We start from the raw sequence: 23,224 nt of genomic DNA, 5'->3' as shown, positions 1-23,224 counted from the left end.
GATCTTAGCCCTCCACCACTTCGAGGCCCATCGCGCGGGCACTGCCTTCGATGATGCGGGTCGCCGCCTCGATGTCGTTGGCGTTGAGATCCTTCATCTTCGTCTCGGCGATCTGGGTCAGCTGCGACCGCTTGATCTTCGCCGCGACGACCTTGCCCGGCTCCTTCGAGCCCGACTTGAGGCCGACCGCCTTCTTGATCAGATAGCTGGCCGGGGGCGTCTTGGTGACGAAGCTGAACGAGCGGTCGGCATAGACGGTGATGACGGTGGGCAGCGGCGTGCCGACCTCCTGGTCACCGGTCTGCGCATTGAACGCCTTGCAGAAGTCCATGATGTTGACGCCGCGCTGACCGAGCGCGGGGCCGATCGGCGGCGACGGATTCGCCTTTCCGGCGGGCACCTGGAGCTTGATATAGCCCGTGATCTTCTTTGCCATGTTTCACTCACTCTGTAGTTGGTCGGATCGCGAGACCGCGATCCTCCCGGTTCAAGTTTAGCGGTCCATGCGAAGGCCGAAGCCTTCTCCCGCACTGTGCGACACCTCGAAGGTGCCTGTTCCGATTTTGGTCGGAACTTCCAAATCCGTCATGCCAGCGAAGGCTGGCATCTCGGGAGAGGATCGAAACGGTCGGTCCGTCCCCGCCTCATGAGATCCCAGCCTTCGCTGGGATGACGAAAAATCCTTACTTGACGCGCTCGACCTGCTCGAACTCGAGCTCCACCGGGGTGGCGCGGCCGAAGATCGACACCGACACCTTGACGCGGCTGCGGTCGAAGTCGAGTTCCTCGACGACGCCGTTGAAGCTGGCGAACGGACCGTCGAGGACCTTGACCTGGTCGCCGATCTCGTAATCGACCTTGAGCTTGGTCTTGGGCGCGGCGGTAGCGGCCTCCTCCTTGGTGTTGAGGATGCGCGCGGCCTCGGCCTCGCTGATCGGCTGCGGCTTGCCCGACGAACCGAGGAAGCCCGTCACCTTCGGCGTGTTCTTCACCAGGTGATAGACGTCGTCGTTCATGCTGAGCTTCGCCAGCACATAGCCGGGGAAGAACTTGCGGTCCGACGTGATCTTCTTGCCGCGGCGGACTTCGGTCACCTTCTCGGTGGGGACCTCGACCGCCTCGACGAGTTGCTCGAGGCCCAGGCGCGCGGCATCGGCCAGGATCGCTTCCCGGACCTTGTTCTCGAAGCCCGAATAGGCGTGAATGATGTACCAGCGCGCCATGTACGCCAACGTCTCCGTCTTTAGCCCAGGAGGGACAGCAGGAATTTCACGATCGCCGCGAACATCTGGTCGATTCCGAAGAAGAAGACACCCAGCATGAGGGTCATGATCCCGACCATGATCGTGGTCGTGATCGTCTCCTTGCGGCTCGGCCAGACGACCTTCGCCGTTTCGGCCTTTACCTGCCGGATGAACTCGCCCGGTGAAGTCTTCGCCAACGTTCTCAGCCTATCCTGCCGGGCCCAAACCCGGAAATCCAATCAAACGACGACACGAGGCCGGGGTCCGCTCTTCAGCCTTTCGGCCGGCGGACCTGACCTCGTCTCGTTTCCCGATCCCGTTGGCCTACCGACCATCTTCAGATGGCAGGAGTGGAGGGACTCGAACCCACGGCCCTCGGTTTTGGAGACCGATGCTCTACCAACTGAGCTACACTCCTACGGGACCGAGAGGCGGGCACATAGCGGTGGGTGCGTACGAGCGCAAGGGGTTGGTGCCTGCCGGCCCATATCGGCCGGCGCTCACTTCACGAACAATATGCCGCCCTGGTCGATATCCCAATAGGCGCCGCCGGCGCCGTTGGTGCGGAAGGCGATCGGGATGCTCAGCCGATGGCCGCAGGGCTCGAAGGTCCACAGCTCGTTCCACGAGCCCTTCAGGCGGATGCCATATTGGCTGGGCCCGAGATCGGGGCTGGTGCCGGTGACGCGCACGGCGGTCGGCGTGAGCTCCCTCGGCGCGCATTGCGGGTCGTCGGCGCGCAGCCGCTGCGACGCCGCGCCGACGGTGGCGCGCAGCGCCTCGCGCGACAGCGTGGGCCAGGCCAGGCTCTCGCCCTGTCCCGCGAAGATGCCGTTGAGCGTCTTGCCGTCGGCCATGCGCAGCAGCAGCACGTGGATCGGATCGGCCGGCGGGCAATCGTCGAGCTTGACCGGGACGATCCAGCCATTCTCGACCTGCCCGGCGACGATCATGCCGGTGATCATCCCGTCGAGCGTCACCGGATCGAGCTTGCCGATGCTGATCTTCTTCGGCTGGCAGCGGCCGCGCACCCGGGCGTCGACCATCACCGCATCGCCGATGGCGCGCGCCAGCGGCTCGCCATCGGGCAGCGGCGCGCGGTTGATCTCCTCGACGTCGCGGCGGAACTGGTCGGGATCGCCGAGCGGGTCGAGCGGCAGCGCGGCGGCCGGCGCCGCGACCAGCCCGCAGACGAGGACGATCCATCGACAGAAGCTCATCGTTCCGGCGCTCCCCGGCGGCGTGGCGCGGGTGGGCCTAGGCCGCGATGTCGTAGCCCTGGATCTCGCCCGACAGATAGAGGTTGCGGGCCTTGGCGCGGCTCAGCTTGCCCGAGCTGGTCTTGGGCAGCGTGCGCGGCGGCACCAGTTCGACGACGCAGTGCATGCCGGTGATCGCGCGGACCTTGTCGCGGATCTGGTCGCGCAGCCGGGCGCGCTCCTCGGGGTCCGAGGTGCGGCACTGGACGAGGACGGCGGGGGTCTCCTCGCCGCCCGGGGTGGTGATCGCGAAGGCGGCGATGTCGCCGGCCTTGAAGCCGGGCAGCTGCTCGACCGCCCATTCGATGTCCTGCGGCCAGTGGTTCTTGCCGTTGATGATGATCATGTCCTTGGCACGACCGACGATGTAGATGTAGCCATCGGACATATAGGCCATGTCGCCGGTGTCGAGCCAGCCGTCGACCATGCAGGCGTCGGTCGCCTCCTGGTCGCGGAAATAGCCTGTCATGATCGACGGGCCCTTGGCCCACAGCTTACCGATCATCTTCTCGGGCAGCACCGATCCGTCGTCGTCGCGGATCTCGACCGCCATGTCGCGCACCGGCTTGCCGCAATTGACGATCGCGCGGAAGCGGCGCGGCCGGTCCTGGCTGTGGTCGCCGCCCGACAGCTGGGTCTCCTCGACCAGCTCGACGACGATGCCCTCGCCCGGCGGCATGATCGAGACCGCCAGCGTCGCCTCGGCCAGGCCGTAGCTCGGCAGGAAGGCGGTCGCCCTGAAGCCGGCCTCGGCGAAGGCGTCGACGAAGCTTTGCATCACGTCGGGGCGGATCATGTCGGCGCCGTTGCCGGCGAGGCGCCAGCGCGACAGGTCGAATCGCTCGGACGCCTTGGTCTGGCTTGACATGCGGCGCGCGCAGATGTCGTAGCCGAAGGTCGGCGAATAGCTGATCGAGGTGCCCTCGTTGCGGCTGATCAGGTCGAGCCAGGCGAGCGGGCGGCGGGCGAAATCCTCGGTCTTCAGATAGTCGGCCGATACCTGGTTGGCGATCGGCGACAGCAGGCAGCCGACCAGGCCCATGTCGTGATACCAGGGCAGCCAGCTGATGCAGCGGTCCAGCGGCTCGACCAGCATGCCGTGCGAATGCGCGGCGAGATTGTTGAGTAGCGCGCGGTGCGTGACCGCGACGCCGTGCGGGAAGCGCGTCGATCCACTCGAATATTGCAGATAGCAGATGTCGTCGGGGGACGGTTGCGGCAGGATCGCGTCGATCGCCTCGCGCGCCTCGAACGCCTCGTAGCTCAGCGCCTCGACCCCGCGCAGCGCGGCCGCGGCGGTCGCCATCTCCCCCAGCTCCCTGGGGAAGAACAGCAGCCGCGGGTCCGAGCTCGACAGCTGGACGACGAGCTGGTCGATATAGCTGTCCTTGCCGCCGAACGAAGTCGGCAGCGGCAGCGGCACTGGCCAGGCGCCGGCATAGACGGCACCGAAGAACAGCGCGGCGAAATGGGGGCCTGTCTCGGCGATCAGGGCGATGCGGTCGCCCGGGCGCACGCCCATCGCCACCAGCCGGCCGGCATTGGCCAGCGCTTCGCCGCGCAGTTCGGAAAAGGGATAGGGGCGCGACAGCGCGCCGCGGGCATCGTGGAAGTTGAGGCCCCGCACGCCCGTCGCGGCATAGTCGAGGGCGGCTCCCAGAGTCTCGAAATCGGAGAAACGGCGCGGCAGCGCATCCACTGTCGGCGTCGGCACCAATGCCATTATCGTCTCGTTCCTTCGTTCATCGCGGCAATGACCACCCGATCCAATCGCCATATACACAGGGCCATATCCACAGGCCGCGGCGGCCAGCCGCCGGGCAGCCTCGTTCATGCCGCCACATCTTGCCGAACGGCGCGTTCAAAATCCGGCCCGACTGTGGCACAATCATGGCGCATGCCACGATCCGTTGCCAGAGCCTTGCCGCCCTACGACCCCGCGACGCTCGAGCGGGCCGCGCTCGACTATGCCGCGCGCTATGCCACGACCCGGGCGAAGCTGGCCGCCTATCTGCGGCGCAAGCTGCGCGAACGCGGCTGGGACGGGCCCGGCGACGCCCCGGTCGAGACGCTCGTCCGGAGCTTCGCCGAGCGCGGCTATGTCGACGACGGCGCCTTCGCCTCGGCGCGCGCCGAGGCGCTGCTGCGGCGCGGCTATGGCGCGCGCAGGATCGACGCCGCGCTGCGGGCGGCGGGGATCGACGCCGAAACCGCCGACGGGCTGCGCGAGCGGATCGGCGAAGATGCCGAGGCGGCGGCGCTGCGCTACGCCCGGCGCAAGCGGATCGGGCCCTTCGCCGGCCGGACCCCCGATCCCGCCGAGAAGCGCCGCTGGATCGCGGCGATGGCGCGGGCGGGCCATCCGATGGACCTGGTCCTGAAGCTGCTCCGGATCGACCCCGACGACCTGATGGTTGAACCCTGACGCGGAACGCGCGAAAAGGCGCCGGCGGGGCCTGATCGTCCGAGGCGGAAGCGCTATGCGCCTCCATCGGAGTCGTGCATAAGGCTTCCTTCGGATGGTTGAGACCTCGATTCCCGTTTCAGGCCGATTCAGCCTTGAACGATCGAGGTCCGGGGGCTGGCGCCGGATGCGGAAGCACTTCGTTTCAGCGGCGCGCTATGGTAGAAGCTTACCCCAGGGCTGCGGGTGACTAGGCGATGAATGAAAAGTCTGTTGCGTCTGTAACGTTGCGCGACGTCAGCTTGGACAGCGGGCAGGAACGCGTATCGATGGTTACAGGCGAACCCGCCGAAACCGTTGTGGGGGCGGTCAAATGGTTCGACGCCACGCGGGGCTTCGGCTTCATCTCGACCGATGGTGATCGTGGAGACGTCCTCGTCCATTTCTCGGTGCTGCGCGATCATGGCCGCCGCACCCTTCCCGAAGGCGCGCGCATCGCATGCGAGGTTGTGGCCCGCGACCGCGGCCTGCAGGCGCGCCGCATCCTCGCGATCGACCTCTCGACCGCGACCGGCCCGGATCCCGACCTGATCGCGAAGCGCAACGCCGACCGGGTCGATCCGGTCCAGCTCGTCGACCAGGCCGGCGAGCCCGAGGCGGTCGTCGTCAAATGGTTCAACCGGCTCAAAGGCTATGGTTTCCTCGTCCGCGAGGGCGAGACGCAGGACATCTTCATCCATATGGAGACGGTCCGCCGCGCGGGATTGCCCGACCTGCTGCCCGAGACACGCATGAAGGCGCGGATCGCCGATGGCCGCAAGGGCCCGCTGGCCGTCGAACTGATCACCGACTGACGATGGTCACGCCGTTGCGGCTGCTCGCTATCCTCGCGTCCGTCTCGATCGCGCTCGCCGGCTGCGCGCCGACGTCGGCCGGCCCGCCGCCGGGGGCCGGGATGCAGGCCACCGTCCCGCTCACGATCCGGACCGCGAGCGGCACGCGCAGCTATGCCGTCGAGGTCGCGTCGACCCCGCAGGAGCAGGCGCGCGGGCTGATGTACCGCACGAGCCTGCCCGACCATGGCGGCATGATCTTCCCGATGGTCCCGCCACGCGACGCGAGCTTCTGGATGAAGAACACCTACATCCCGCTCGACATGATCTTCATCCGCGCCGACGGGACGATCGCGCGGATCGCCGCCAATACCGTGCCCGAGGACCTGACTCCGGTGCCGTCGGGCGAGCCGGTCGCGGCGGTGCTCGAGATCGTCGGCGGCGGCGCCGCCGCCGACGGGATCGCCGAGGGCGACGTCGTTGAATGGAAAAATCGCTGATTTTTCGGCCTCGGGCGCCGGCGCGGGCATCCGCCCGCTTGGCTGTCCTCGCATAAGCTCGGGCGCGCGTTCGCGCTTGCGGAGCCTTTGGCAGGCTCCGACGATCAGCTCTGCGTCGGGACACGCCAGTGTCCCGCAAGGATCGTAGCCGGTCCGCGGACTGCCGGGGGCAGTCCGTAGGCGGAGATCGGCTCGCAAAGCGAGCCGTGGCGGCCGCCCGAGCTCCCTGCTCGCCAGCGCCCCGCGCTGGCTGCGCCGTCGCGTATGCGAAAATAGCCAAGGTCACGGATGTGACCGCTGGCAGCTGAGGGCTACAATCACTTGCGCCACCTAGGGCGCAAGGGCTAAGCGGAAACCATGCTCAAGAAGATCTTCACCTGGTGGGACGGCGCCACGATCGGCACGCTGCTGTTCAGCAAGCTCAACGGCACGCGGATCGGCGAGGATGCGCTGGGCAACGTCTATTATGAGGGCGGCACCGCCACCGACGGCCGGCCGCGCCGCTGGGTCATCTATTCCGGGCCCAACGACGCCAGCCGGGTTCCGGCCGAATGGCATGGCTGGCTGCACCACAGCACCGACCTTACCCCCGACCAGCTGCCCGCGCCGCGCGTCTGGCAGAAGGCGGCCGAACCGAACCTGACGGGAACCGAAGCGGCCTATCGTCCGTCAGGTGCGCTGGAGCGTGGCGGCGTGCGTGCCGCCGCGACCGGCGATTACGAGGCATGGAGCCCGAACTGAGCCATGAAGTCGCTGCTACGTGAGAATATCGGCGAGGCGCTCGTCGGTCTGTTCGTCATCCTGTTCGCGGCCTGGTTCGTGTGGTTCGCCTGGGGTGCCACCGGCGGCGGCGCCAAGGCCGGCGCGATCCACGTCACCGCGCTTTTCCCGAACAGCACGGGAATCAATATCGGCAGCGACGTCCGCGTCGCCGGCATGAAGGTCGGGACCGTCACCAGCCAGGCGCTCGATTCGCAGAGCTTCCAGGTCAAGGCGACCCTCGCGCTCGATCCGGCGATCAAGCTGCCGGCCGACAGCAGCGCGGCAATCACCTCCGAGGGCTTTCTCGGTGCGACCTTCATATCGCTGATCCCGGGCGGCGACACCGTCCCGCTCAAGGACGGCGACACCATCGCCGACACGCAGGGCGCGATGGACCTGATGGGGATGGTCGGCCAGTTCATCAACAAGTCGGGCGACTCAGCCGGATCCGCCCCGGCCGGAGAGGCGCCGAAGCCGTGAAGCGCATCCTGCTGGGCGCCGTCGCGCTCGGCGGCCTCGCGGCCTTTGGCGCCTGGCAGGCGGTCAGCCAGCAGCAGGTTCCGGTCGAGGCCATCCCGGCGGACGAGCAGGCGGTCGCGCCGGTGCCCGCCCTGGCGCCGACCGGCGATTCGGAACGTCCGTCCGACGCCGATGGCAGCGCCCCCGAAGCACCCAAGGCGGTCGTCGAGAAGATCCCGGACAAGCCGCTCGTCACCGAGGGAACGCCGATGGGCGAGCGGGTGGCGGTGCTCGGCCTGCTCAACAAGCGCAACGGCGAATCGCGTGACGTCAGCCTGCGGCCGGGACAGGCGATCCGGATCGGGGACGTCGTCCTGCGCCTGCGGGCCTGCGAGACGACCGCCGCGTGGGAGGATCAGAAGCTGACCGGCGCCTTCGTCCAGACCGACGTGCGCGGCCGCGACGGCGCCTGGCGGCGGGTCTTCTCGGGCTGGCTGTTCAAGGAGTCCCCGTCGCTCAACGCGGTCGAGGACCCCGTCTACGACGTCTGGCCCAAGAGCTGCACGATGGTGCATCCCGATATCGGCCCGGACACGGTGCGCGTGTCGGGCGCGGTTGCGCCGCGGTCGAGCGCGAAGAAGTCGGGCGCCGACCAGCCCGCCGCAGCGCCGGCGACCGCGGTACCGCCCGCGCCCGCGCCGCCAACCACGCCCAGCGCCGCGTCCAACAGCGCGACATAATCGTCGCGCGTCACCTCGATCGCGCCGAGCGACTGGAGGTGATCGGTGATGAACTGGCAATCGAGCAACCGGAACCCGCCGATCCGGAGCCGCGCGACCAGCCAGGCGAGCGCGACCTTGGAGGCGTTGCTCTCCCGGCTGAACATGCTCTCGCCGAAAAACGCCCCGCCCAGCCGCACGCCATAGAGTCCGCCGACCAGCCGGTCGCCGCGCCAGCACTCGATCGAATGGGCGTGGCCGCGCCGGTGGAGATCGGCATAGGCCGCCTCTATCGCGGGGTTGATCCAGGTATCGGGCCGGTCGCTGGTGACGGCGGCGCATTCGGATACGACCCGGCCGAAGGCCTGGTCCGCCGTCATGGTGAAGCGGTCCGAGCGAATCGTCTTGGCCAGCGAGCGCGACAGGCGGAATTGATCGAGGGGAAGGATGCCGCGCTTCTTGGGCTCGACCCAGTAGACGTCGTCGGCGGCACGGCTGTCGGCCATCGGGAAGACCCCGATCGAATAGGCGCGCAGCAGCAGGTCCGGATCGATCGATTTCATCGCCTACCCCCTGATCCCGGGAGTATAGCGGATCGGTGGGGAAGCGGAAGGTGCGACGGCGTCACTGTTCCCGTTTCATCGCCTCGCGCTCGGCGCGCGCGGCCTCCAGGAACTGGCGCATGCAGCCTGTCTGGCCATTGCTGCCGTTGGGCGAGCAACTGTTGGGCAAGCCCTGTTTGCTGACCATGTCGAAGGTCCGGGTGCGTTCCACCCAGCTCTGCGTCACCTCGTCGGCCTTGGGCTTCTTCCGCAGCGCCTTGGGGATGCGATAGCGCTCGCTCTCGGGCTGGCGGGCGCAGACGATGATCTCGTCGTCCGAACTGCGCGGGCAGGGATCGTCGCCGAAGACGACCAGCGTGCTCATGCGCGGCGCCGGTGCGTCGGCAGCCTCCGGTGCGGCGATGGCGGGGGCCGCGACGAGCAGCAGGATCGGGAGCAGGACCTTCATACAGGGAGATAACGCCCGGGACGCTTTCGGGGTGCTGAATAAAAGGGCATCATCCCCGCGAAGGCCGGCTTCTCAGGCGTGGCTCGAAAGCGCCCATCCGTCGCTGCGGCACGATACCCCAGCCTGCGCCGGGGACGCGGCACCGATGCCCCGGCACTCACCCCCGCGTCAGAACTTGATCCCGCACTTCTTGCCGTCGGCCTTGTCCTCGTCGCAGGCCTTGCGGGCCAGCTCGCGGAAGCAGCCGGAAGCACCCCCGACGCCGCTGGTCGAGCAGCTCTGAACGCCGCTGCGCCCGACATATTCGAGGCTCGCCGCGCGATCGCCCCAATTGTCGTTGCGCGGTTCGGTGCGGCGCAGCTGCTCGGGGATCCGGTAGCGCTCCGATTCGGGCATGCGCTGACAGACGACGATCTCGTCGCCGCCGCTCGTCGGGCAGGGATCGCTGCCGAAGATGGTGAGAACCCGCTCGCTGCGCTGCGCCTGCGCCGGCATGGCGAACGGCGCGGCGGCGGCGATGGCGGCAAGGATCCCCAGCGCCGGCGGGAGGAAACGGTGAGTCGTCATCGGCGCGGTCCCTTGCGATTGAGGCTTCTTATATGTGGCGGGACAGGCCAATGGCAATGCGGCAGCCGAGTCGAATCGCACCCGAAAGCAACGGGTAGGCCGGCGCCTGCTCGGCTCCCGCGGCGATCGCGGCGTCGCGGTGCTCGACCTCCTCGGCCTGGAATTCCCCGATCGTCGCGCTGAGCTCGGGATCGCCGTCGCCGATCGCCTCGAGCTGCTCGCGATAATGCTTGTCGATCTCGGTCTCGATCGCGGCGGTGCAGGCCATCGCCGCCTTGGGGCCGATCAGCGCCGTCGCCGCGCCCAGCGCGAAGCCGGCGACGTTCCACAAGGGCTGCAGCGCGGTCGGCCGCACCCCGCGCTCGGCGGTCATCCGGTCGAAGATCGCGCGGTGGCGCGCCTCCTGCTCGGCCATCCGCGCGATCATGCGGGCATCGGCCGCGCGCTGGCCCATCACCGCCAGCTGGCCCGCATAGATGCGGGTCGCGCCATATTCGCCCGCCTGGTCGACCCGGAGCATCGCCGCGCGCTGTTGCGCGGTGGCGACTACGGAGGGTGCCGCGCGCTGTTGCGCGGTGGCGACTACGGAGGGTGTCGCGCGCTGTTGCGCGGTGGCGACCACGGAGGGTGCCGCGTTCTGCTGCTCGTCGGCGTTCATGGCTTGCGCCGCCACAGCGCGACGATGCCGAGCCCGCCGAGGATCGAGGCGATCGCGTTGAAGCCGGCGAGCGAGATGCCGAACAAGGTCCATTGCGGAACGTCGCACTGGATCATCGGTGTCGCCATGATCTGGGCGAGGAGATCGGCGTCCGACCCGCCCGATGGCGGCGCCGAGCAGCGGGTGATTCCGGTCCACCAGCGATATTCGACCCCGGCATGGAAGACCCCGATCGCCCCGCTCAGCAGGATCGCGGCGATGGCAAGGGCAAGGACGATCCGCCCCGACCGCTTGTCGCCGAGCGGGAAGGCGAACAGCGCGAGCGCGATCGCCACCTCATGCGGCCAGCGCTGCCAATGGCACATCTCGCAGGGGAAGAGCCCGCCGATATATTGCGAGCCGAGCGCCCCCAGCATCAGGGCGGAGGGAAGAAGCAGCGCGGCGAGCCGTGCCTGGGCGAAACCGGTCATGCCGCCGGTATAGCGAGGCGGAGGGAGGGAGATAAGCCCCCCCCCGCTTCTCTCTCCCCGCCCCTGCGGCGACGGGAAGCACCGAGATTACAGCGCGCCGCGCTTGGCGCCGGTGAGGGCGGTACGCAGCGGCGGCTGGGCCATGCGCGAGATCGTCTTGATCGCATAGTCGAGCTGGAAGTCGTCGACGCCCTGCTTCTTCAGCGCTTCGGCGGTCAGCTGGAAGCGCGGATCGGGCTTGCCGTCGTCCTCGAGCACCTTGTCGTCGATCTTCGCCTCGTTGATCAGGTGGCGGCGCAGGTCGGCCTCGCGCAGGCGCGGCCGGTCCTTGTAATCGGGATCGCTGAGCTGCGGCACGATGATGTCCGGCTTGATCCCGCCTTCCTGCACTGACTTGCCCGACGGCGTGAAATAGCGCGCCGTGGTGAGCTTGAGCGCGGTGTCGTCCGACAGTTCGAGCACGGTCTGGACCGAGCCCTTGCCGAAGGTCCGCTCGCCCATCACCAGCGCGCGCTTCTGGTCCTGCAGCGCACCCGCGACGATCTCGGCCGCCGAGGCGGAGCCGGCGTCGACCAGCACGATGATCGGCAGGCCATGCGCAAGGTCGGCGGGGGAGGCGGTGGCGTAGCGGCGCTCGATGTCGTTCTTCTCGCGGCCGCGCTGCGAGACGATCTCGCCGCGGTCGAGGAAGATGTCGGACACGTCGATCGCCTGGTCGAGCAGGCCGCCGGGGTTCGACCGCAGGTCGATCACATAGCCGAGCGGATCATGGCCGAGCGACTTCTGGACGCCGGCGATCGCCGCGCGCACCGAATCGCCGGTGTTGGCGTTGACGAAGGTGTTGATGTTGATGATGCCGACCTGGTCCTTGACCTCCCACTTGACCGGCTTGAGCTGGATCAGTTCGCGGGTCAGGCTGACGTCGAACGGCTTGTCGCGGCCGGGGCGCACGATCGTGACCAGCAGCTTGGTACCGGGCTTGCCGCGCATCTGATCGACCGCTTCGTCGAGCGTGCCGCCATAGAGCAGCTTGCCGTCGAGATGGGTGATGAAGTCGCCGGTCTTGAGCCCGGCCTTGGACGCGGGGGTATCCTCCTGCGCGGTCATGATCTTGACGGCGCCGTCCTCCAGCGTGACCGAAAGGCCGAGGCCGCCATAGGCGCCCTGCGTCTGGGTGCGCATGTTCTGGCGGTCGCGCGCGTCGAGGTAGGAGCTGTGGGGATCGAGGCTGGCGAGCATGCCGTCGATCGCGCCCTTGATCAGGGTGCGGTCGTCGACCTTGTCGACATAGTCCGAGCGGACCCGCTCGAACACGCTCATGAACTGGTCGAGTTCCTTGTAGGTGCTGACGTCGACCGCGCCGATCGCCGGGGCGAGGGTGGCGGCCAGCATGCCGGCGCCGAACAGGCCGGCGGAACGCAACAGGGTCTTCGTCATCAACTTCGCCCGCTCCAAATAAGCAACCTGTCGTACAAGCTTTTGCGGGGGCGGGAAATAGGCGCCCGCCCGGCTTCGACCATGGGATAAGATGGTTAGCAATGCATCGCGGGTCAATGCCGTCGTCGACGGCGCGTTCAGCCGCGTGCCAGCAACGGCAGGATGTCGACCGGCCGGCTGTCGTGGCGCAGCTCGACCGTCACGCGCGGGTCGCCGCCGCCCGTGACGCCGAGCGGACTGCCCTGGATCACCTCCGCGCCGACCTTGACGCCGATCCGGCCGAAGCCGGTGATCAGGCTCGCCCAGCCATTGTCATGGTCGATGATGACGATCCCGGCATAGCTGCGGAACGGGCCGGCGAAGGCGATCCGGCCGTTCGCGGGCGAAACCACCTGGGCGCCGCGCGCCGCGGCGAGGGTCAGGCCGCGGGCTCGGACGCCCGAGTCGGAGAGCTCGCCCATGCCCGAGACGAGTCGCCCCCGCACCGGTAGCCGGTAGGGCGGCGGCGCCTGCGCGATCGCCGCCAGCCGCGCCAGTTCGGACGGCGGCGGCGGCGCGGCGCGGCCCGGCAGCGCGGGACGCAGGCGCGGGCCGGGCAGGCTGGCCAGGCGCGTGCGGACGTCGGATTGCTCGCCGAGCTCCTCGATCAGCTGGGCGATGTCCTTCGCCTTTTCGCCCATCGCGATCATCCGGTCCTGCTGGGCCATCGCATCGTCGACGAGCCCCTGCGAGCGGCGGCGCTGGTCGGCTTCGAGCCGGGCGAGCGCGGTGCGGCGCACGCGGAGCTGGCCCTGCTCGCGGCGCAGGTCGGCGACCGCGCGCTCGGCCGAGCGGCGCAACGCGTCGCCGCGCGCGACCTCGGCCCGCAGGCCGGCGGTGCGGACGCGGATCTCGGGCATCGCCGATCCGAGCAGGGCGCGGACATGGACCATGTCGTCGACCGATCCGGGCTGGACGAGCGCGAGCGCGGCGGGGCGGCGCGCCATGGTCTGCAGTGCCGCGGTCAGCCGCACGATCGGCCCCTGCCGCTCGGCGAGGCGCGCGCGCTGTCGGGCGCGGAGACGGTCGACGATCCCGACCCGCGCCTCGGCGGCGGCGATGCGCGCTTCCGCCGCCTGGATCGCGGCGGCGGCGGCGGCCTGCTCGGCGCGGGCGCGGTCGGCGGCGCGGCTCATCGCCTTCGCCTGATGTTCGAGCCGCGCGGCGCGGCGTTCGGCGGCGGCGGCATCGCGCCTGGCGGCGCCGAGTGAACGCTGCTGGTTCGCCACCTCGGGATCGCGCGACAGGGCAAGCAGAGGCGTGGTGCAGAGGATAGCGGCCGCTACAAAAGCAATTCCTCGGGGAGAAATGTCGTAAACTCGGCCCATCAGCCTTCCCTGTGATAGGGATGGCCGGCGAGGATGCTCGTCGCGCGCCACAATTGTTCGGCGAGCATCGCGCGGGCGAGGAGATGGGGCCAGGTCGCCTTGCCGAAGGCGAAGAGCAGGTCGGCGTCGCGGCGCTGCGCCTCGTCGAAGCCGTCGGCGGCGCCGATCAGGAAGCGGGTCTCGCGCCGACCGTCGTCACGCCAGCGGCCGAGTTTCTCGGCGAAGGCCATCGATCCGAGCTGCTCGCCCTTCTCGTCGAGCATGACGAGGACGGTGCCGGGATCGCGCGGCGGCACGCGGCCGCCTGCGTCGGGCAGTTCGGTGATGCGCGTCGGCCAGGCGATCCGCTTCATGTAGCGGTCGACCAGCTCGGCCTCGGGACCCCGGCCGATCCTGCCCCGCGCGACGATGTGCAGCAGCACTGTGGTTCAGGGCCTCCCTGCCGCTGCTCCGGTCCTCGATCGTTCCAGGCTGAACCAGCCTGAAGCGCGAATCAAGGTCCCAACCCTATGACGTCAGCCCTGGATCGCGACCGGCGCAGGCGCGTCGCCGAAGTTCCACATCCGCTCGAGATTGTAGAAGCTGCGCACCTCGGGGCGGAACAGGTGGACGATGATGTCGCCCGCGTCGATCAGCACCCAGTCGGCCGTGGGCAGACCCTCGATCCGGACCGCGCGGCCCGTCTCGCTCTTGATCCGGTCGGCGAGCTTGGCCGCCATCGAGGCGACCTGTCGGGTCGACCGGCCCGAGGTGATCACCATATAGTCGGCGATCGAGGATTTGCCCGCGAGCGGGATCGAGACGGTCTCGATCGCCTGGTCGTCGTCGAGCGATTTCAGAACAAGCTGGTGCAGCTTGTCCGAAGGGTCGGCATCCGTGGCGGCAGAGGCGTCGTCTCTGGGCCTGATGCTGTCGGTGGCGGTCAATGTACCTCCTAGGGTAGCGGCCTGCGCGTCAACCTGTCGCGCAAGCCTGTGTTGCTGTGGGAAAGGTGCCAGCCTGGGTCCTTGGCCCGGAGCCGCGTTGCGGAACCGCGATCAGGATAGAAGTGCAACAGCACGAGGGCCGGCGGTCTCCAGTTCGTCCAGTCTTTCGCCTTGGCCGCGGGCCGGACGAACTGCCGCAGCCAGCCCATCGCCCTGGAGGCGCGAGCACCCCCATCATAACCCGGACGGGCGATGACGGCAATGGCGACCCTGCGCGCTATGCCGCGCCAGTCGTGCCACCGGTCGAACTGGGCGAGGTTGTCGGCCCCCATGATCCAGATGAAGCGGCGCTTCGGGTAGCGGCGGACCAGCTTGCGCAAGGTATCGGCGGTGTAGCGCGTGCCCAGCCGCGCCTCGATCGCGGTCGGCCGGATCGGCGCGCGGCGCGCCATTTTCCGGGCCGAGGCGTGGCGGGCGGACAGCGGCGCCATGTCGGAGGCGCCCTTGAGCGGATTGCCGGGCGACACCAGCCACCAGACCTCCTCCAGCCCGAGCGCGCGGATCGCGAACAGGCTGATATGGCGATGGCTGCGATGCGCCGGGTTGAAGCTGCCGCCGAGCAGGCCGGTGGGGGTCATCGCGCCGCTCTAGCGGGTGCGGGGAGGATGGGGAAGATTTTCCGGCTTCCCATCATCGTCACCCCCGCCCCGCCCCCGCTCCTTATCCGTCACCCCAGCGCAGGCTGGGGTCTCAGGAGAGGAGCATTGCGTTCGACCTCACGAGACCCAGCCTTCGTGGGACCTTTGCGTAAGAGCCCATCCCACTCTCTTCATCGTCATCCCGGCGAAAGCCGGGATCTCTCTGCCTTTCCGCCCTTTGGGACGAAAGACGAAGAAGAAGGGAGATCCCGGCTTTCGCCGGGATGACGGAAGGGGACGGCGTTTACGCAAAGTCCCGCTTCGCTGGGGTGACGGTTTGGGTCGGAGGCGACCTCAGGTCTTTTCCATCGGAAACGGCAGGACCGCCCGATAATCCGCCAGCCCAGGCTTGCCCGGCCGCGCGACCCCCCGTGCGAGGAGAAAGGCGTCGGCGACGATTTCGGCCTGTTGCTCGATCCCGTAGCGGGCGAAGGGCTTGTCCGGCCTCAATGTATAGACATAACGGCAGAAGGGGTGGCGCATCAGCGGCAGATACCAGCGACCGCCGCGCTGCGCCTGCCAGACATGGGTCATCTCATGGACGAACAGCGCCTGCAGCGCCAGCGATGCGGTCGCGTAGCAGGGGCGCCACAGCGGCCCGTCCGGATGGCACCAGAGATCGCCGTCGGGCGCCATCAGCACGGTCTTCGGTTGAAACGGCCACCATTTCCGCCGGTTGAGGCGGACGGCATCGAGATCGATCGCATCGCCGAACATGCTGCGCGCCAGCGCGCGTTCGGGCTCGGTCAGGAAACGGCTCTCCGCTATATCGTCCATCTAATCCCGCTGTCCCAGGCTCGCGTCACGATCATGTCATGAGCGGCGTCCTAGAGCGACACTCGCCTGTCACCGGCGATTCGGCGAGCAGCTTCCATCAAGGCGTGAATGGCTACATCGGATGGACGATGAGCACGACATCATTTCGGCGTGGATCGCCCGGGAGATCGTTCCCCACGAACGCTCCGTCCGCAGCTGGCTGTCCCGCCGCTGGCATCATGTCGTCGATGTCGAGGATGTCGTTCAGGAAGCCTATTGCCGCATCGCCAATCTGGCGTCGGTCGATCATATCGAAAACGCCCGATCCTATTTCTTCCGGACCGCCCACACGGTGGTGACGGACCTGATGCGCCGTGCCGGAATAATAAATTTCAACGCCCTGACCCAAATCGACTGGTCGAACGTCATGGATGGTGCGCCCTTGGCTGATCGGGTGCTGGAGGCCAGCCAGGAACTCGAACGCGTGAACCGACTGCTTTCCCAATTGCCCGACACCTATCGCCGAGCGATCGAGCTGCGGCGGATAGAAGGGTTGTCGCGGCGCGAAACGGCCGAGCGGCTGGGCGTGAGCGAGGACGCGCTGAAGAAGCATGTCGAACGCGGAATGCATCAGGTCATCAAGGCGATGGCGGAGCAGGACGCCCGGATCGACGGCGACGAACGAGGGGTTGTCGAACAGAAGGTGGAAGTGATTGGCAAGCACCGCCCCCACTAACGGCATCAGCGATCAGGCTGTCCGCTGGGCGGTCGAGCAAGCCTATGGCGAGATGACGCCGGAAAGCCATGAGGCGCTGGAAGCCTGGCTGGCGGCGGATACGCGTCACCGCGGCGCCTTCGTGCGCGCCCGGGCGTGGATGCGCGCCACCGAGGATGCGGTGATCGAGGCGCATCGCGCGTCGGTGTCCCCCGCGCCGGTCCATCCGGCGCCTCCCTCGGGCAACGACAATGGGGTGGACGATGACGCCGACGATGGCGCGCCGGCGGCTGCTCCGGTGCGCCATGCCATTTTCCGATGGAGCGGCAGGGCTGCCGTGGCCGCCGCCGCGATGGCGGCGTGCGTGGTCGTGCTGATTTCTGCGGGCGCGCCGATCCTGTCGCTTTTCGAACCACCCCGGTTCGCCGCCACCGAAGAGGTGGTGAAGCTCAAGGACGGGTCGGTCGCCACGCTGAGCCAGGACGCGCGAATCCATGTCGCGCTTTCCGACGACTATCGCCGGATCACGCTGTTCAGCGGGGAAGCCAGGTTCGAGGTTGCGAAGGACAGGGCGCGGCCCTTCGTGGTCCGGTCCGGCGACGTCTATGCCCAGGCCACCGGGACCGTCTATTCCGTTCGCCGGATGGGTCGGACCGGCGGGACCGTGAAGGTGACGGAAGGTAGCGTGCTGGTCTGGCCCCGCGACGAGCGCGACCAGGCGGTCCTGGTCCATGCCGGCGGCATGGTGACGCTCGATCCCGGACCGATCGCGCCCAAGCCGGCATCGACGGCGGCTGCCGCGCCACGTTTGCCCCCGCCCGACCTGGCGCAGATTTCGCTCGACAACGTGCCGATCAAGGCGGCCGTCGCGCGCTTCAACCGCGTCAACAGCACCAAGATCGTCCTCGCCGATCCGGCCATCGGAAACGTCGCGATCATAGGATTGTACAAGGCCAGCGATCCCGAGCAGTTCGCGCAATCCGCAGCGACCATCGCCGATAGTATCGTCGTACATGAGGATGGAAAAATCGTAATAAAACCTAAATAGAAATGCCTTGAAAATTAATATTTCTCGGACTGACCCAAAAATTATTCCCCCTCGTCATTAGCTTTGAGGCTTCAAGACGAGGGGTGATCATAATGTATTCTTTCTTCACGCGACGCACTGCGTCGATGGCGGCGGTCGCGGCGGCGATATGCCTTCCGGCCGCGGTGCAGGCTCAGGAGCGCAGCTTCGACATCCCGGCGCACCCGGCATCGAGCGGCGTTCGCGAGTTTGCCCGGCAGGCCGGGATCCAGGTCACGCTCGCGGGTCGCGACGGCGAAGGGCGCACGACCAACGCCGTCCAGGGCAATCTCGACATACGCGACGCGCTCGATCGACTCCTGTCGGGAACGGGACTGGTCGTCCGGTCCTTCGACGGCAAGATCGCCATTCTCGGCATGCAGAAGGACGTCGCGGAAGGTGGCGGGGGCATCGTCGTGACCGGTACGCGCATCGTCCGGGACGGCTATCAGGCGCCGACGCCCGTAACCGTGCTCGGGGCAGCGGAGATCGCGAGAAGGGCTCCGCACAATGTCGCCGAACTGGTGAACCAGCTGCCGGCCCTTGCGGGAAGTCAAAATCCGCAAATGGGCGCCAACAACATCAGTTCCGGCGTCACCGGCATCAATGCCCTCAATCTGCGCGGAATCGGCCAGACGCGCACGCTGGTCCTGTTCGACGGCCAAAGGATGCCCGCCGCCTCGCTGTCGGGGCTGGTCGACGTCAACACGATCCCCAACGCGCTGATCAAGCGCGTCGACATCGTGACGGGCGGCGCGTCGGCGGCCTGGGGCTCCGATGCGGTCGCCGGCGTCGTGAACTTCGTTCTCGACAAGAGCTTCACGGGCATCAAGGGCGATGTGCAGGGCGGCGTCACGACCTATGGCGACGACAAGAATTTCCGGGTTTCCCTGACGGCCGGCGCCAATTTCGCGGACGAACGCGGGCATGTCCTCCTCAGCGTCGAGGATGCGTATAACGAGGGGATCGTCGGGATCGGCAAGCGCGACTGGTATGTCGGTATCAAGGGCTTCAACAACCCCGCCTATGCCGCGGCCAACGGTCAGCCGGAGATCATCGTTTCCGAGCATGTCGGCCTGACCACCGCGGGGCCGGGAGCGATCGTCACCGCCGGTCCCCTCCGCGGCCTATATTTCGGCCCCGGCGGCACGACCGCCCAGCTCACCTACGGATCGGTCGTCAGGGATCCCTATATGATCGGGGGCGACTGGCGATCGACGCATTTCGATACCGACGTCCAGACCTTCGACCCGAAGGTTTCCCGGCAGAACGCCTTCGGCCGCCTGAGCTATGACCTGACCGATACTGTCCAGGTCTTCGGCCAGTTTTCCTACAGCCGTTCCAAGGGAACGAGCGTGGCGACACCCTATTATAATTTCGGCAGTCTCAGCATCGGCAGGGATAATGCGTTCCTGCCGGCCGAGATCGTGCAGAAAATGACCGATCTCAACCTTCCTTCCCTGACCGTCGGCACATGGAACAAGGATCTGGGCGGTATCCTGACCGTCAACGTCCACAAGATGTACCGCTATGTCGCAGGCGCCAGCGGCGCGTTCGGAGCGTTCGGCTCCAGCTGGAAGTGGGACGTGACCGCGAACAGGAACGTCAGCAATTTCTACGACTATGCGATTTCCCCGATAACGGCGAACTACAGGCGGGCGATCGATGCGGTGGTCGGGCCCAACGGCGCGATCGTCTGCCGTTCGACCCTGACCAATCCGGCCGACGGATGTGTTCCCTACAACATCTTCGGCGTCGGGGTCGCATCCGACGCTGGCAAGAATTATGTGCAGGGCAAGAGCTATGTGGACGCGACCCTCACCCAGGACGTGTTCTCCGCCACGGTCAGGGGCGACGCCTTTTCGACCTGGGCCGGGCCGGTCTCCCTCGCGGCCGGTTTCGAGCATCGCCGGGAAAAGGAAACCGGCACCGCCGACCGCCTGTCGCTGAAGAACGGCTATTGGGCAGGCAATTTCAAGCCGATCAAGGGCTCCTATACGGTCGACGAGGGGTTTCTCGAGGTCGCCGTTCCCCTCGCCAAGGATGCGAGATGGGCCAAGTCGCTGGATTTGAACGCCGCCGTGCGCGCCACCCATTACAGCACCTCGGGCTATGTCACCACGTGGAAGGTCGGGGCCAGCTACGCGCCCATCGACGATATCCGCTTCCGCATCACGCGATCGCGCGATATTCGCGCGGCCAACCTGGCGGAGCTGTTCCAGGCGGGCACGGCCGGCACCTATCTGTTCCTCGACCCGCAGAAGAATGAATCCTATCAATTCATCCAGCTCACGTCGGGCAATCCATCGGTCAAGCCGGAAAAGGCGGATACACTCAACGTCGGCGTCGTGCTCCAGCCCCGCTTCGTTGCAGGTCTCTCAGCATCGGTCGATTACTGGGACATAAAGATAAGGGACGCCATTTCGACGCCTGGATATGCGACATTCATCAATCGTTGCTACGAAGGCATCGAGAGCTACTGTCAATATGTCGAGAGGGACGCGACCGGGTACATCAAATATGTGTATTCGCAGCCGGTCAACATAGCCAAGGCGACCACGCGCGGCGTCGATTTCGACGTCACCTACCGGCTTCCGATATCGAACCTGTTCATGGGTTCGGGCTCCGAGGCGCTGACGCTGAGGGCGCTCGCCACCAGGAACATCAAGAGCCTTGCCGAGGACGGCATCGGGCTTCCCAATTCCGCGCTTGGCGAAGTGGGGGGATTGCCGAAATGGCGCTATCTCCTGGAGGCCGTCTATACTGGCGGGCCCGTCACGGTATCGGTCGCCGGGCGCGGCATCAGTTCGAGCGTCTACGACGCGAGCTATATCGAATGTTCATCCAATTGCCCCGTGTCGAGCGCGGCGCATCGGACGATCAACGACAATCACGTGGCGGGAGCATTCTACGTCGATACGTCAGTCGCCGTGAAGATCTGGCACGACGTCGAACTGTATCTGTCGGTCGACAATCTGTTCAACAAGGACCCCGCGAAGGCGGCGACGGTCAACTATATCGGCGGGGCCATCCCGGGTTCCAGCCCCACATTCTACGACATCCTCGGCAGGCGCTTCCGGTCCGGTCTCAGGTTCAAGTTCTGAGCCTCGAACCGCCTTTTCGCTTCCCCGAATCCAGATGGCAGGACAGTCATGAAAATCCGATCGAAATTTGGCACGCTTTCGCTTTGGGCGCTGATGCTGTGCCCGGCCTCCCTTCCGGCCGGGGAAGCGAAGCCGGACGCCTGGAATGGCTGGAACGTCGAAACGGCGGCGCAGAACGCGTCCTTCCTTCCGACATGCACCGGCCCCTATCAGGTCGAATCGGGCGATCTGAACGGGGACGGCAATCCCGACCTGACGATACCCTGCCGGGGCGAGCTTCTCTCGCCCAGGCTCGCGCGTCCGGCCAACGACCAACTGACCGTCTACCTCAATCCCGGGAGCGCCGCCGGCCCATGGCAGCGACTCGATTTCCCGGTGGGTTTCGGCCCCTATCATTCGGCGATCGGCGACCTCGACGGAGATGGCCTGCCGGATGTCGTCGTTCCCAATTTCCAGTCCAATGACGGCCGCGACATCGCCATTCTCTACGGTGCGAAGGACAGGAAGAAGCTGTTCGAGCCGACCAGCTACATCACGATCGAAGGCAAGGACTTCCACAACGAATATGGCCTGACCGAAGCGGGCGAACCGATATATCCGACCCCCGGCCTCACCTCGACGGTGGTCGTCGACCTGAACGGCGACGGACGCAAGGACATCGTCACGGTGGCCTATCAGACCAACCTGTTCTTCGTCCTGCTGAACGAGGGCCATCGCAGGTTCAGGCAGGTCCGCTATCCGCAGCAGGCCGCACCCTATGATTTCCTGCTCGGCGGGCCGCGCGACATCGCCGTCGCGGACTTCGATCGCGATGGAAAGCCCGACCTCGCCTTCTCGATGTACGAGTCCAATCTCGTCGAGGTGTGGAAGGGCGACGGCAAAGGGGGCTTTGCGCCGTGGCGGCGGTCGTCGTCGTTCGGCAAGACGCCCTATCATCTCAAGGCGGGCGATCTGGATGGCGACGGCCGCCCGGACATCGTCGTGGGCAACCGGTCCACGAGCGACAATGTCGTCGTCCTTCACAACGGCAAGGATCGCTTCGACTATGCCGGCTCCTTCCGGCCGAAGACGGCCAAGGCGGGCGAAACCACGGCCGACGAGATACGGGACGTCTATCTGACCGACATGGACGGCGACGGGAAAGCCGACCTGGCGGCAACCGGCCGGATATCGGGGAAGGTCGTGCTGTGGCGGGGAACCGGAGACGCCGCCTATGGCAAGGCGTTCACCGACAGGCGCGTGGCGGAGTTTCCCGGCAAGGGACCCCGCGGGATCACGCGGTTGCCGAATGCGCTCGCGGTGATCTTCTACAATTCGAGCGAATTGGCGATCCTTCCCTTGCCGGACCGGACGGGCGGCGGGCGATAAGGCGGCCCCAAGCGAGGAAACATCGCCGCTCGCGCGGCGTTGCGCGCTTCATTCCCAATTCAGCGGCGCTTGGGCATAAGCGCCCGCGAACGACAGACCATAAGACAGGAGCCGCATGCGCCCGCTTTTCCTCACCCTGATCCCCGCCGCGATCGCCGTGGCCGCCCCGGCCGCCGCGCAGACCGCCACGCTTGACCAGGTCGCCGCGCATCTGCGCGGGATCAGCACGATGACGGCGGACTTCGTCCAGACCGATCGCAACGGCAAGTCGCTGTCCGGCAAGCTGACCCTGCGCCAGCCGGGCAAGATCCGCTTCGAATATCAGAAGGGCGTCCCGCTGCTGATCGTCGGCGACGGCAAGGCGCTGACGATGATCGACTATTCGGTGCGTCAGGTGTCGCGCTGGCCGGTCGGCAATTCGCCGCTGTCTGTCCTGATTGATCCGCGCAAGGACATGAGCCGCTTCGCCAAGATGGTGCCGTCGACGATCCCGGGCGCCGTCACCGTCGAGGCCCGCGATCCCAAGCATCCCGAGTTCGGTACGATCACGATCGTCTTCGCCAAGGGTGCGGGGCCGGGCGGCCTCACCCTCCAGGGCTGGACCGTGCTCGACGCGCAGAATGGCCGCTCGACCGTCCGGCTGGCGAATCAGCGCTTCGGCGTGGCGATATCCGACAAAGCGTTCAAATGGGACGACCCACGCCCCAAAGGCCCCCGGAATTGACCGCCCTGTTCATAAAGGCGACAGGTTGGTGCCCCTAAAAGTCCTCCCAGCGGACGTGATCTTCTCGGGATTCCCCCCTGTTGCTCGAGAAGCCATCACGCCCCGCCTGCGTGACGAACGCTAGGTTGGCCCTCGCTCCCCGCCCCCGGAGCGGGGGCCATTCCTTTTCATGGAACA

Annotated in this window: 26 protein-coding genes, 1 tRNA gene and 1 pseudogene; 11 read left to right on the top strand and 17 right to left on the bottom strand. The window is 67.0% G+C overall.

The window, feature by feature from the left end:
• Positions 1 to 4 precede the first annotated feature (4 nt).
• From rplK to ASE22_RS23725, 6 genes are all read right to left on the bottom strand, one after another.
• A complete protein-coding gene (gene rplK / locus ASE22_RS23750) occupies positions 5 to 436 on the bottom strand; it encodes a 50S ribosomal protein L11 (protein ID WP_056365589.1) in 432 nt (143 codons plus the stop codon).
• 247 nt (positions 437 to 683) lie between these two features.
• A complete protein-coding gene (nusG, locus tag ASE22_RS23745) occupies positions 684 to 1,223 on the bottom strand; it encodes a transcription termination/antitermination protein NusG (protein ID WP_056365586.1) in 540 nt (179 codons plus the stop codon).
• A 20-nt stretch (positions 1,224 to 1,243) separates the two neighbouring features.
• A complete protein-coding gene (gene secE, locus ASE22_RS23740) occupies positions 1,244 to 1,441 on the bottom strand; it encodes a preprotein translocase subunit SecE (RefSeq protein ID WP_056365583.1) in 198 nt (65 codons plus the stop codon).
• 145 nt (positions 1,442 to 1,586) lie between these two features.
• A tRNA-Trp gene (locus ASE22_RS23735) sits at positions 1,587 to 1,662 on the bottom strand.
• Positions 1,663 to 1,744: 82 nt separating this feature from the next.
• Positions 1,745 to 2,464, bottom strand: a complete 720-nt coding sequence (locus tag ASE22_RS23730; protein ID WP_056365579.1) for a hypothetical protein — start codon at positions 2,462 to 2,464, stop codon at positions 1,745 to 1,747.
• Positions 2,465 to 2,501: 37 nt separating this feature from the next.
• The gene (locus ASE22_RS23725; protein WP_056365576.1) at positions 2,502 to 4,226 is read right to left on the bottom strand and encodes a fatty acyl-AMP ligase; all 1,725 of its coding nucleotides are present in this window, start codon (positions 4,224 to 4,226) and stop codon (positions 2,502 to 2,504) included.
• Positions 4,227 to 4,382: 156 nt separating this feature from the next.
• Between ASE22_RS23725 and ASE22_RS23720 the strand changes: the two genes are divergently transcribed.
• The 6 genes and pseudogenes from ASE22_RS23720 to ASE22_RS27790 all read left to right on the top strand — a co-directional run.
• Entirely contained in the window at positions 4,383 to 4,928 is a 546-nt protein-coding gene (locus ASE22_RS23720; protein ID WP_056365573.1) for a regulatory protein RecX, read from the top strand.
• A 308-nt stretch (positions 4,929 to 5,236) separates the two neighbouring features.
• Entirely contained in the window at positions 5,237 to 5,761 is a 525-nt protein-coding gene (locus ASE22_RS23715) for a cold-shock protein (protein ID WP_200933200.1), read from the top strand.
• A 2-nt stretch (positions 5,762 to 5,763) separates the two neighbouring features.
• Positions 5,764 to 6,240 carry a DUF192 domain-containing protein gene (locus tag ASE22_RS23710; protein ID WP_056365567.1) on the top strand — a complete coding sequence of 159 codons (477 nt, stop codon included), beginning with the start codon at positions 5,764 to 5,766 and terminating at the stop codon, positions 6,238 to 6,240.
• 357 nt (positions 6,241 to 6,597) lie between these two features.
• Positions 6,598 to 6,981 carry an NADH:ubiquinone oxidoreductase subunit NDUFA12 gene (locus ASE22_RS23705; RefSeq protein WP_056365564.1) on the top strand — a complete coding sequence of 128 codons (384 nt, stop codon included), beginning with the start codon at positions 6,598 to 6,600 and terminating at the stop codon, positions 6,979 to 6,981.
• 3 nt (positions 6,982 to 6,984) lie between these two features.
• The gene (gene mlaD, locus ASE22_RS23700; protein WP_056365561.1) at positions 6,985 to 7,482 is read left to right on the top strand and encodes an outer membrane lipid asymmetry maintenance protein MlaD; all 498 of its coding nucleotides are present in this window, start codon (positions 6,985 to 6,987) and stop codon (positions 7,480 to 7,482) included.
• Between the two features lie 248 nt (positions 7,483 to 7,730).
• Positions 7,731 to 7,964, top strand: a pseudogene (locus ASE22_RS27790) (DUF2155 domain-containing protein); the annotation flags it as partial.
• Between the two features lie 35 nt (positions 7,965 to 7,999).
• On the opposite strand, the gene aat reads toward ASE22_RS27790, so the two are convergent.
• From aat to ASE22_RS23645, 11 genes are all read right to left on the bottom strand, one after another.
• Positions 8,000 to 8,743, bottom strand: coding sequence for a leucyl/phenylalanyl-tRNA--protein transferase (gene aat, locus ASE22_RS23695; protein ID WP_056365559.1), 744 nt, complete (start codon positions 8,741 to 8,743; stop codon positions 8,000 to 8,002).
• Positions 8,744 to 8,804: 61 nt separating this feature from the next.
• The gene (locus ASE22_RS23690) at positions 8,805 to 9,191 is read right to left on the bottom strand and encodes a hypothetical protein (protein ID WP_056365556.1); all 387 of its coding nucleotides are present in this window, start codon (positions 9,189 to 9,191) and stop codon (positions 8,805 to 8,807) included.
• 168 nt (positions 9,192 to 9,359) lie between these two features.
• Positions 9,360 to 9,758, bottom strand: coding sequence for a hypothetical protein (locus ASE22_RS23685; RefSeq protein ID WP_056365553.1), 399 nt, complete (start codon positions 9,756 to 9,758; stop codon positions 9,360 to 9,362).
• A gap of 28 nt (positions 9,759 to 9,786) precedes the next feature.
• Positions 9,787 to 10,278, bottom strand: coding sequence for a demethoxyubiquinone hydroxylase family protein (locus tag ASE22_RS23680; RefSeq protein WP_056366166.1), 492 nt, complete (start codon positions 10,276 to 10,278; stop codon positions 9,787 to 9,789).
• 134 nt (positions 10,279 to 10,412) lie between these two features.
• Positions 10,413 to 10,886 carry a disulfide bond formation protein B gene (locus tag ASE22_RS23675; RefSeq protein ID WP_056365550.1) on the bottom strand — a complete coding sequence of 158 codons (474 nt, stop codon included), beginning with the start codon at positions 10,884 to 10,886 and terminating at the stop codon, positions 10,413 to 10,415.
• Between the two features lie 87 nt (positions 10,887 to 10,973).
• A complete protein-coding gene (locus tag ASE22_RS23670; RefSeq protein ID WP_235536013.1) occupies positions 10,974 to 12,278 on the bottom strand; it encodes a S41 family peptidase in 1,305 nt (434 codons plus the stop codon).
• A 182-nt stretch (positions 12,279 to 12,460) separates the two neighbouring features.
• A complete protein-coding gene (locus ASE22_RS23665) occupies positions 12,461 to 13,690 on the bottom strand; it encodes a murein hydrolase activator EnvC family protein (protein ID WP_082545569.1) in 1,230 nt (409 codons plus the stop codon).
• A complete protein-coding gene (locus ASE22_RS23660; protein ID WP_056365543.1) occupies positions 13,690 to 14,112 on the bottom strand; it encodes a 23S rRNA (pseudouridine(1915)-N(3))-methyltransferase RlmH in 423 nt (140 codons plus the stop codon). Before ASE22_RS23660 ends, ASE22_RS23665 begins: the two co-directional genes overlap by 1 nt.
• Before the next feature lie 93 nt (positions 14,113 to 14,205).
• The gene (rsfS, locus tag ASE22_RS23655; protein ID WP_414885954.1) at positions 14,206 to 14,598 is read right to left on the bottom strand and encodes a ribosome silencing factor; all 393 of its coding nucleotides are present in this window, start codon (positions 14,596 to 14,598) and stop codon (positions 14,206 to 14,208) included.
• A gap of 26 nt (positions 14,599 to 14,624) precedes the next feature.
• Positions 14,625 to 15,254 (bottom strand): nicotinate-nucleotide adenylyltransferase, encoded by a 630-nt coding sequence (locus ASE22_RS23650; RefSeq protein WP_056365538.1) that lies wholly within the window; start codon positions 15,252 to 15,254, stop codon positions 14,625 to 14,627.
• 354 nt (positions 15,255 to 15,608) lie between these two features.
• Positions 15,609 to 16,091, bottom strand: coding sequence for a hypothetical protein (locus tag ASE22_RS23645; protein WP_056365535.1), 483 nt, complete (start codon positions 16,089 to 16,091; stop codon positions 15,609 to 15,611).
• Positions 16,092 to 16,212: 121 nt separating this feature from the next.
• Here ASE22_RS23645 and ASE22_RS23640 point away from each other — a divergent pair, with 121 nt between their 5' ends.
• The 5 genes from ASE22_RS23640 (at position 16,213) to ASE22_RS23620 (ending at position 23,047) form a co-directional block, all read left to right on the top strand.
• A complete protein-coding gene (locus tag ASE22_RS23640; RefSeq protein WP_056365532.1) occupies positions 16,213 to 16,806 on the top strand; it encodes an RNA polymerase sigma factor in 594 nt (197 codons plus the stop codon).
• On the top strand, positions 16,784 to 17,833 hold the full coding sequence (locus tag ASE22_RS23635) for a FecR family protein (protein ID WP_056365529.1): 1,050 nt from the start codon (positions 16,784 to 16,786) through the stop codon (positions 17,831 to 17,833). The genes ASE22_RS23640 and ASE22_RS23635 overlap by 23 nt, the downstream gene beginning before the upstream one ends.
• A gap of 92 nt (positions 17,834 to 17,925) precedes the next feature.
• Positions 17,926 to 20,955 carry a TonB-dependent receptor gene (locus tag ASE22_RS23630; protein WP_082545570.1) on the top strand — a complete coding sequence of 1,010 codons (3,030 nt, stop codon included), beginning with the start codon at positions 17,926 to 17,928 and terminating at the stop codon, positions 20,953 to 20,955.
• A 93-nt stretch (positions 20,956 to 21,048) separates the two neighbouring features.
• Entirely contained in the window at positions 21,049 to 22,323 is a 1,275-nt protein-coding gene (locus tag ASE22_RS23625; RefSeq protein ID WP_162248238.1) for an FG-GAP repeat domain-containing protein, read from the top strand.
• Positions 22,324 to 22,438: 115 nt separating this feature from the next.
• Complete coding sequence (locus ASE22_RS23620) at positions 22,439 to 23,047, top strand: LolA family protein (RefSeq protein ID WP_056365524.1); 609 nt, start codon at positions 22,439 to 22,441, stop codon at positions 23,045 to 23,047.
• Positions 23,048 to 23,224 lie beyond the last annotated feature (177 nt).

Origin of the sequence: Sphingomonas sp. Root720 (genome assembly GCF_001428605.1) — a bacterium.
Lineage (GTDB): Bacteria > Pseudomonadota > Alphaproteobacteria > Sphingomonadales > Sphingomonadaceae > Rhizorhabdus.
Note: the sequence above shows the minus strand (reverse complement) of the source record. Positions and strands in the feature narration are given on the sequence as shown.